Below are 7,969 nucleotides of genomic sequence, written 5' to 3'. Positions count from 1 at the left end.
GCCTGAAGAAAGCGATTGTCAAGATAAGTCATTTATGTTGCGCACCCGTACCTTTTTGTTTTTACGAGGTAGATATGCAAACGGCCGTTTCAGAAGTCAGGAAGTTACTTAACAAACTGCCTGAAAAAAGCAGTTATGAAGATATTCAATACCATTTGTATGTGATTGCTAAAATCCAGCAGGGAATAACCAGAGCGGAAACCGAGGGTGCTGTTCCTCATGAAGAAGTCGAAAAGCAGTTTGAACAATGGCTCGGGGATTGATTTGGTCTCCCGAGGCTATCGAAGATTTAAATTCGATTAGAGACTACATCGCCAGGGATTCGTTGTTTTATGCTCGTTCGGTCGTTCGGAGAGTATTGGGGACGGCTAAACGAATCCCGGAGACTGTCGAGATTGGCAGAATTGTGCCGGAAATTGGTGATGAAAAAATCCGAGAACGTTTTGTATACAGCTATCGACTGGTTTATAAGGTTGATGAAAGGCACATTATTGTGATCGCCGTGATTCATGGAAAACGATTATTGGAAAATGTTTCCGAACGTTTTAGTTGACAGAATAACTTTAATAAGAAGCAATAAAAACTTCCTAATTTAAAATGGCCGCAAAAGAAGATTTTTACAAACTGTTGGAAGTCGATCGCAACGCCAGCGAAGCCGAGATCAAAAAGAGCTATCGCAAAATGGCGATGAAGTATCATCCCGACCGCAACAAGGACAATCCGGAAGACGCCGAGAAGAAATTCAAGCAGATTAAGGAGGCGTACGAAATATTGTCCGATTCGAAGAAGCGGGCGGCCTACGATCAGTTCGGCCATGCCGGCGTGGACCCTTCGATGGGCGGCGGCCGCGGCGGTTTCAGCGGGGCGGAAAGCTTCAGCGACATCTTCGGCGATGTGTTCGGCGACATATTCGGCGGCGGGGGCGGACGGCAGCGCAGCAGCGTGCAGCGCGGTGCCGACTTGCGTTATAACCTGGAGCTGACATTGGAAGAAGCGGTTGGCGGTACCGAGGCGACCGTCAAGGTGCCTGTGCTGGTCGCTTGCGGCGAGTGTAATGGTAGCGGCGCTAAAAAAGGTAGCAGCCCGGTCACCTGTTCGACTTGCCACGGCCACGGCCAAGTCCGCATGCAGCAAGGCTTTTTCTCGGTGCAGCAAACCTGTCCGACCTGTCACGGCACCGGCAAGCAAATCAAGGACCCCTGTCCGAAATGCTACGGTCAGGGCCGGGTTCAGGAAACCAAAACGCTGTCGGTCAAGGTTCCGGCCGGCGTCGATACCGGCGATCGGATACGTTTGGCCGGCGAGGGCGAAGCCGGTTTAAACGGCGGTCCGTCCGGCGATTTATATGTGCAAGTTCAGGTTAAGGAACATCCGATTTTTACCCGCGACGGCGCGAATTTGTACTGCGAAGTGCCGATCAGCTTTCCAACCGCCTGTTTGGGTGGGGAGTTGGAAGTGCCGACGCTGGACGGCAAGGTCATGTTGAAAATTCCGCCGGAAACTCAGACCGGCAAAATGTTCCGCTTGCGCGGAAAGGGCGTCAAGCCGGTACGCGGGGGAGCCATCGGTGACTTGTTGTGCCGGGTGCAGATCGAAACGCCGGTGCGTTTAACTAAAGATCAGCAGGCTTTGATCGAGCAATTGCAGGTGTCTCTCAGCGGCGGCGGCAAACAGCACAGCCCGCAGGAACATAGCTGGATGGATGGAGTGAAAAGCTTTTTCGACAAGTTGACGGGATGATGGCGATGCGTATTGGCGTGGTGGGTGCTTCCGGGCGCATGGGTTTGTGTTTGTTGAAAGCGGCGTTAGCCGCGCCGCAGGCCGAATTGACGGTCGCGGTCTCCCGGCCCGACAGTCTGGCGATAGGTAGGGACGCCGGCGAAATGGCCGGCGTTTCGGTGTCCGGGGTGCCGGTTGGCGACGATTTGGCGGCGGTCGTTGATTGTTTCGACGCGTTGATCGATTTTACCCGGCCGGATGCGACGATGGCCTACCTGGATGTCTGCCGGCAAGCCGGGAAAAAACTCGTTATCGGTACCACCGGGTTTAGCGAGAGCCAAAAAGCGGCGATTGCCGAGGCGGCGCGGGATATCGCAATCGTCATGGCGCCCAATTTCAGTGTCGGTGTCAATCTGTCGTTGAAATTGCTGGAAATGACCGCGAAGGTGATGGGCGATTACACCGACATCGAAGTGATTGAAGCCCACCACCGGCATAAGATCGACGCGCCGTCCGGTACCGCGTTGCGGATGGGTGAAGTCGTCGCGGCGGCGCTGGGTCGGGATTTAAAGGACTGCGCTATTTACGGCCGGGAGGGCGAGACCGGTGCCCGCGACCGCAAAACCATCGGATTTTCAACGATACGGGCCGGCGATATCGTCGGGGAGCATACCGTGATGTTTGCCGACGAAGGCGAACGCGTCGAAATCACTCATAAAGCCAGCAGCAGGATGACCTTCGCCAACGGCGCGGTGCGCGCCGCCGTCTGGCTGGCCGACAAACCTAGTGGCCTTTACGATATGCAGGACGTATTGGGTTTGAAAAGCTGAGTTTTTTCGGCCGCGCGGCGGGCGATTCATTCGAATCAGCGCCCGCTTATATTCTTAGCGGCGCTAATTCGCCGGTCAGTTTATAATGGCGGTAGTCGGCGATGACCAAGGCGTGATCGAAGGCCAAGATCGCCGGCAAATCGTCAAAGGTAAACAAACCGCAATTTTTGGCGTCGTCGGCCGCTGCTGGCGAACCATGGGCTTCAGCGATGTAAACCGCCGTTGCGGTGTGATTGCGTGGATCGCGTTGCGGATTGGAATAAATACCCAGCAACGCGGTCAGACGGACCTCCAGACCGGTTTCCTCCGCGGCTTCCCTCACCGCAGCCTGTTCGACCGTTTCACCGACATCGACAAAACCGCCCGGTACAGCCCAGCCGTAAGGCGGATATTTCCGCTCGATCAGCACGAAGGGGCGCTGGGGGTGGTCGATCAGTTCGATCAGAATATCGGCGGCAATCAAAGGTGTAATCGGTTTCGGCATCACGGTGTCCTGTTTTCGAGTGAGAGCTTGCTGAACGGATTTAACCATGATTTCGGTAAAGTTCGAAAGCCAGCCTGATTGTTGAATGGGGATGAATACCGTGGGCCTTGGGTACATCGCTCATAGGCGGCTGGCGTTCGACATAACAGACAGACAATGATCATCAATGAACGAATTTATTCCCGGCCAACGCTGGATTAGCAACACCGAATCGGAACTCGGCTTAGGCATGGTATTGGAAGCCGAATACAATCGCGTTACCGTGCTGTTCTTGGCGACCGGCGATCGGCGGGTCTATGCCAGTGACAATGCGCCGTTGACGCGGGTAAGGTTTGCCGAGGGCGATACCGTCGAATCGGTGGAATACGTCAAGATCAACGTGCGGCAGGTGGACGAGCACGCCGGGCTGTTGACCTATATCGGCGTCGACGAAGACGGCGGATTGCAGCAAATCGACGAGATGGAACTCAACCACCATATTCAATTCAACAAGCCGCAGGATCGATTGTTCACCGGCCAGTTCGACCCAACCGCCTGGTATTTGCTGCGTTACGAAACCTGGTTGCGCCAGCAACGCCATCAACAATCGGCGGTCAAGGGGCTGCAAGGCGCGCGCGCCGCGTTGATTCCCCATCAATTGTATATCGCGCATCAGGCCGCTAACCGCGCCGCGCCGCGCATTATGCTGGCCGATGAAGTCGGTTTGGGTAAAACCATAGAAGCCGGCTTGATCATACAACACCGTCTGATTAACGGCCTGAGCGAACGGGTGTTGATTTTGGTACCCGAAAGCCTGATGTACCAATGGTTGGTCGAAATGTTGCGGCGTTTCAATCTGCGTTTCAGTCTGTTCGACGAAACCCGTTGCATGTCGTTCAACGACGACGGCAATCCGTTTCAAAACGAGCAATTGATACTGTGCAGCCAACAGTTTTTCGCTGACTTTCCCGACCGCCAGCCACAAGCGTTGGCGGCCGGCTGGGACATGGTCGTCGTCGATGAGGCGCATCATTTGGAATGGAACGAAACCGCGCCGAGTGCCGAGTACCGTTTCGTCGAGCAGTTGGCGCAAACCGTGCCGGGATTGGTGTTGTTGACCGCGACACCGGAGCAATTGGGCAAGGAAAGCCACTTCGCCCGCTTAAGACTGCTCGATCCCGATCGCTTCTACAGCTTTGCGCAATATCTGCAAGACGAAAAGCATTTCGAGCCGGTGGCGCAACTGGCGAACCGGTTGATTTCCGGCGAGCCGTTAAACCCGTCCGAGCAAGCCGAGTTAGGCGAGTTGTTGAAGCACGACAATGCCGAAGCATGGCTGAAGCAAGTCAACGATAGCGGGTCCGGCGCCCGCGAGGAATTGATCAAGTTGCTGTTGGATCACCACGGCACCGGTCGGATCCTGTTCAGAAACTCCCGGCATACGGTCAAGGGGTTTCCGGACCGGGAGCGTTACGGCTATCCGCTTGTCGGCGCGGAAACCGCCGAACTCGCCGACAGCCCGTATCTGTTTTGGCTGGTGGAAACCTTGAAGACCCTCGGCGACGAGAAGGCCTTGTTGATTTGCCACCGCGCCGACACCGTGGTTCAGCTGGAGCAAATATTGCGGCACCACGTCGGACATACCGCGGCGGTGTTTCACGAAGGCATGAGTATCGTCGAACGCGACCGCGCGGCGGCATTCTTTGCCGATGAAGACAGTCGGGCGCAGGTCCTGTTGTGTTCGGAGATCGGCAGCGAAGGCCGTAACTTTCAATTCGTGCGGCATCTGTTGCTGTTCGATTTGCCGGAAAACCCCGACTTGCTGCAGCAGCGCATTGGTCGTTTGGATCGGATCGGTCAAAAGCATGTTATTCAGATCCACATTCCCTATGTGGTCGGCAGTGCGCGCGAGGTGTTGTTTCGTTGGTACGACGAAGGTTTGAATGCGTTTCGACACAACGTCTCGGCGGCCTCGCTGGTGGCCAAAGCCTTGAGCGGTTCGTTGGCCGCCGCGCTGGGCAGTCGCGATCGGGCGATGGTCGATGCATTGATCGACGAAACCCGCCAAATGAATGCGCGCCTCGAAGCGGAATTGCAAAAAGGTCGCGATTTGCTGCTGGAACTGAACTCCTGCCGCCCTGAGCCGGCCCGGCAATTGGTCGAAGCGATTCAAGCCAGCGAAACCGACGGCAGTTTGTGGCCGTATCTGGAGGATATTTTCGATTGCTACGGGGTTGACGTTGAGTACCATTCCAAGGCCTGTCATATTCTCCGGCCTAGCGAAAACCTGCGTATCTCGCATTTTCCGATGTTGCAGGACGACGGCTTGACCGTAACGGTGGCACGGGATATTGCACTGGCGCGCGAGGACATGTTGTTTTTGACCGCCGAACATCCGATGGTCTTGGCGGCGATGGATTTGGTGTTGTCCAGCGAGACTGGCAATGCGGCGGTCAGCGTGGTCAGGCATGCGGGGTTGAAGGCTGGCCAGTTTTTGTTGGAATTGCTGTTTGTGCTGGAATGCAGCGCGCCCGCCGAGTTGCAAATCGGCCGGTTTTTGCCGCATACGCCGATTCGGGTTTTGATAGACCAGAACAAAATGGATCTAACGGCATCGGTCAGCCATGACAGTCTGATCGAAACCGGCGATCAGTTCGAGAAGGCCCAAATCAGTCAGTTTTTGAACAGCCAGCGCCAGCATATTCAGGAAATGATCAAAGTGGCGGAGCAACATGCCGGTGGTCAGGCCCAGCAGTTGATCGCCGAAGCCACCAATCGAATGGTGACGGCGTTGACTGGTGAAATCAAGCGGATGGTCAGGCTGAAAAAAGTCAATCCGGCGATCAAGGATGCCGAGATCGAACAACTCAAGGAAATGACGATGTTGTCGCACGAGAGCATACAGGACGCGCAATTGCGCCTGGATGCGGTCCGTTTCGTGATTACCGCTTGAGCCGGATCGCGCCGGACGGTGATTTAGTTGGTTTTGATCAAAACGGTGCTTTCGTCGAGTTCGACGCACTCGAACATCAGATCGTCAATAGAACCCTCGACATGGTCGATGTAATGCAGGCCGCATTCGGATTCGCTGTGCTGATGTTTGAGAACGCCATGCACGCTGAACGGCGTGCCCGATTCCGGCAAGATCATCGTAATCTTGATTTTGCCGACGATGTCGTCTGCGAGCGGCTTGCGGAGCCGGACGCGAATGCCGCTGTAGCTGATATCGAGGATGTCGGCCTCGAACGCCAGTTCCTTGGCTGTCGTGGGGTTGAAAACGATACCTGCCTGCAAGCCTCTAGGCCTTACTCTAAGGTGATTGCGCTTCTCGGATTTCATCGTTTGGCTCCTGCTGAGTGATGAAGGGCGTCCTTCCTCGGGTCATAAAATTACAGACTAAATATAGACGTATTTTGGACATGGTTGCCATGCCCTCAATTTTTTAAAAATTTTCCCGAATTATATGACGGAATCAGCATAAGGTTAACTCATGTTATTTTCAGAACTCGGCCTATCCGAGCAAATTCTTAGCGCCGTTGCCGAACAAGGTTACGAAACTCCCACGCCGATTCAGGAGCAAGCGATCCCTGTGGTGTTGCAGGGGCGGGACGTGTTGGCCGGCGCTCAAACCGGCACCGGCAAAACCGCAGGCTTTACGTTGCCATTGTTGCAATTGCTGCAACAATCGCCGGTGCGGAAAAAACCCCGGCCGATCCGGGTGTTGATTCTAACGCCGACCCGCGAACTGGCCCTGCAGGTCTACGAAAGCGTTTGTGCTTACGGCAAGCATCTGCCGTTTTTCGCGGAAGCGATTTTCGGAGGCGTCAGCATTAAACCCCAAATCCAGAAATTACAGCGCGGAACCGATATTGTGGTTGCAACGCCGGGTCGGTTGTTGGATTTAATCCAGCAAGGCTATGCGGACCTGTCGCAAATCGAGTATTTCGTGCTCGACGAAGCCGACCGGATGCTGGATATGGGCTTTATCCGCGACATCCGCAAAATTATCCAATTGTTACCGGCGCGGCGCCAGAACCTGTTGTTTTCGGCAACGTATTCGCCGGAGATCAGCACGCTAGCCGAACAGCTGTTGAACGATCCGGTCGAGATTGCCGTTACCAAGCGTAATTCGGCGGCGGAAACCGTGTCGCAGTTGGTTTACGGCATCAAGCGCGAATCCAAGCGCGAATTGCTGGCTCATTTGATTGGCGACGGCCGATGGCAGCAGGTACTGGTATTCGTGCGCACCAAGCACGGTGCCGATCGCTTGTGCAAGCAGCTGATCAAGGACGGCATACGTTGCGCGGCCTTGCACGGCGACAAGAGCCAGGGTGCCAGGACTCGCGCGCTGGACGATTTTAAAAACGGCGCGATCACGGCACTGGTGGCGACCGACATTGCCGCTCGTGGACTCGATATCGACCAATTACCGCATGTCGTCAATTACGATCTACCGCAAGTGGCCGAGGATTATGTGCACCGGATAGGGCGCACAGGCCGGGCCGGCGCGGAAGGTCAGGCGATCTCGTTGGTCGATGCGGAAGAAGCGCAACTATTGGCGGCAATTGAAAAACTTCTAAAAAAACCGATTCCCCGCGTCGCCGACACAGGCTATGAAACAGTGTCGCTGGAACCGGTTTCCACCAAGTCCCAGCCTAAAGCCAAGCCGAAAGCAGCGGCAAAACCTAAACCTCGGTTGCAATCTCGACCCGGCGACCGTCCGGGTGAACGGGCGCGAGGCGGTCGGCCACCTCGCGCTGTTTCCGGTGGCGCGCGCGGGCGATGAACGGATTATTGCCGCTCGGCTGATGGGCCGCTGCGGATAAATCTGATTTAGGCGGGCTTGGTCATGAGTGATTCAATCATTTACGCGCTGGATTTTGACGGGGTCATTTGCGACAGTGCCGTGGAAACCGCGATCACCGGTTGGAAGGCGGCGGCGGAATTGTGGCAAGAC

General features: G+C 55.4%; 8 protein-coding genes. 6 read left to right on the top strand and 2 right to left on the bottom strand.

Features of this window, described 5'->3' with window-relative positions:
* The 4 genes from AC3B8H_RS15955 to dapB all read left to right on the top strand — a co-directional run.
* A partial coding sequence (locus AC3B8H_RS15955) for a hypothetical protein (RefSeq protein ID WP_488442534.1) occupies nucleotides 1-263 on the top strand: 263 nt, incomplete at its 5' end.
* Entirely contained in the window at nucleotides 248-553 is a 306-nt protein-coding gene (locus AC3B8H_RS15950; RefSeq protein ID WP_488442533.1) for a type II toxin-antitoxin system RelE/ParE family toxin, read from the top strand. The genes AC3B8H_RS15955 and AC3B8H_RS15950, both read left to right, overlap by 16 nt.
* A 44-nt stretch (nucleotides 554-597) precedes the next feature.
* Nucleotides 598-1,740, top strand: a complete 1,143-nt coding sequence (gene dnaJ, locus AC3B8H_RS15945) for a molecular chaperone DnaJ (RefSeq protein ID WP_488442532.1) — start codon at nucleotides 598-600, stop codon at nucleotides 1,738-1,740.
* Nucleotides 1,740-2,549 carry a 4-hydroxy-tetrahydrodipicolinate reductase gene (dapB, locus tag AC3B8H_RS15940; protein WP_488442536.1) on the top strand — a complete coding sequence of 270 codons (810 nt, stop codon included), beginning with the start codon at nucleotides 1,740-1,742 and terminating at the stop codon, nucleotides 2,547-2,549. The genes dnaJ and dapB overlap by 1 nt, the downstream gene beginning before the upstream one ends.
* 46 nt (nucleotides 2,550-2,595) lie before the next feature.
* Here dapB and AC3B8H_RS15935 read toward each other — a convergent pair whose 3' ends face one another.
* Nucleotides 2,596-3,033, bottom strand: coding sequence for an NUDIX domain-containing protein (locus AC3B8H_RS15935; RefSeq protein WP_488442535.1), 438 nt, complete (start codon nucleotides 3,031-3,033; stop codon nucleotides 2,596-2,598).
* A gap of 166 nt (nucleotides 3,034-3,199) precedes the next feature.
* Between AC3B8H_RS15935 and rapA the strand changes: the two genes are divergently transcribed.
* Nucleotides 3,200-5,965 carry an RNA polymerase-associated protein RapA gene (rapA, locus tag AC3B8H_RS15930; RefSeq protein WP_488442531.1) on the top strand — a complete coding sequence of 922 codons (2,766 nt, stop codon included), beginning with the start codon at nucleotides 3,200-3,202 and terminating at the stop codon, nucleotides 5,963-5,965.
* Nucleotides 5,966-5,988: 23 nt separating this feature from the next.
* On the opposite strand, the gene AC3B8H_RS15925 is transcribed toward rapA, so the two are convergent.
* Nucleotides 5,989-6,351, bottom strand: a complete 363-nt coding sequence (locus AC3B8H_RS15925) for a PilZ domain-containing protein (protein WP_488442530.1) — start codon at nucleotides 6,349-6,351, stop codon at nucleotides 5,989-5,991.
* A gap of 151 nt (nucleotides 6,352-6,502) precedes the next feature.
* Here AC3B8H_RS15925 and AC3B8H_RS15920 point away from each other — a divergent pair, with 151 nt between their 5' ends.
* Nucleotides 6,503-7,798, top strand: a complete 1,296-nt coding sequence (locus AC3B8H_RS15920; RefSeq protein ID WP_488442529.1) for a DEAD/DEAH box helicase — start codon at nucleotides 6,503-6,505, stop codon at nucleotides 7,796-7,798.
* Nucleotides 7,799-7,969: the final 171 nt, after the last annotated feature.

The sequence above is a fragment of the Methylomonas sp. BG-2 genome (assembly GCF_057766305.1).
Note: the sequence above shows the minus strand (reverse complement) of the source record. Positions and strands in the feature narration are given on the sequence as shown.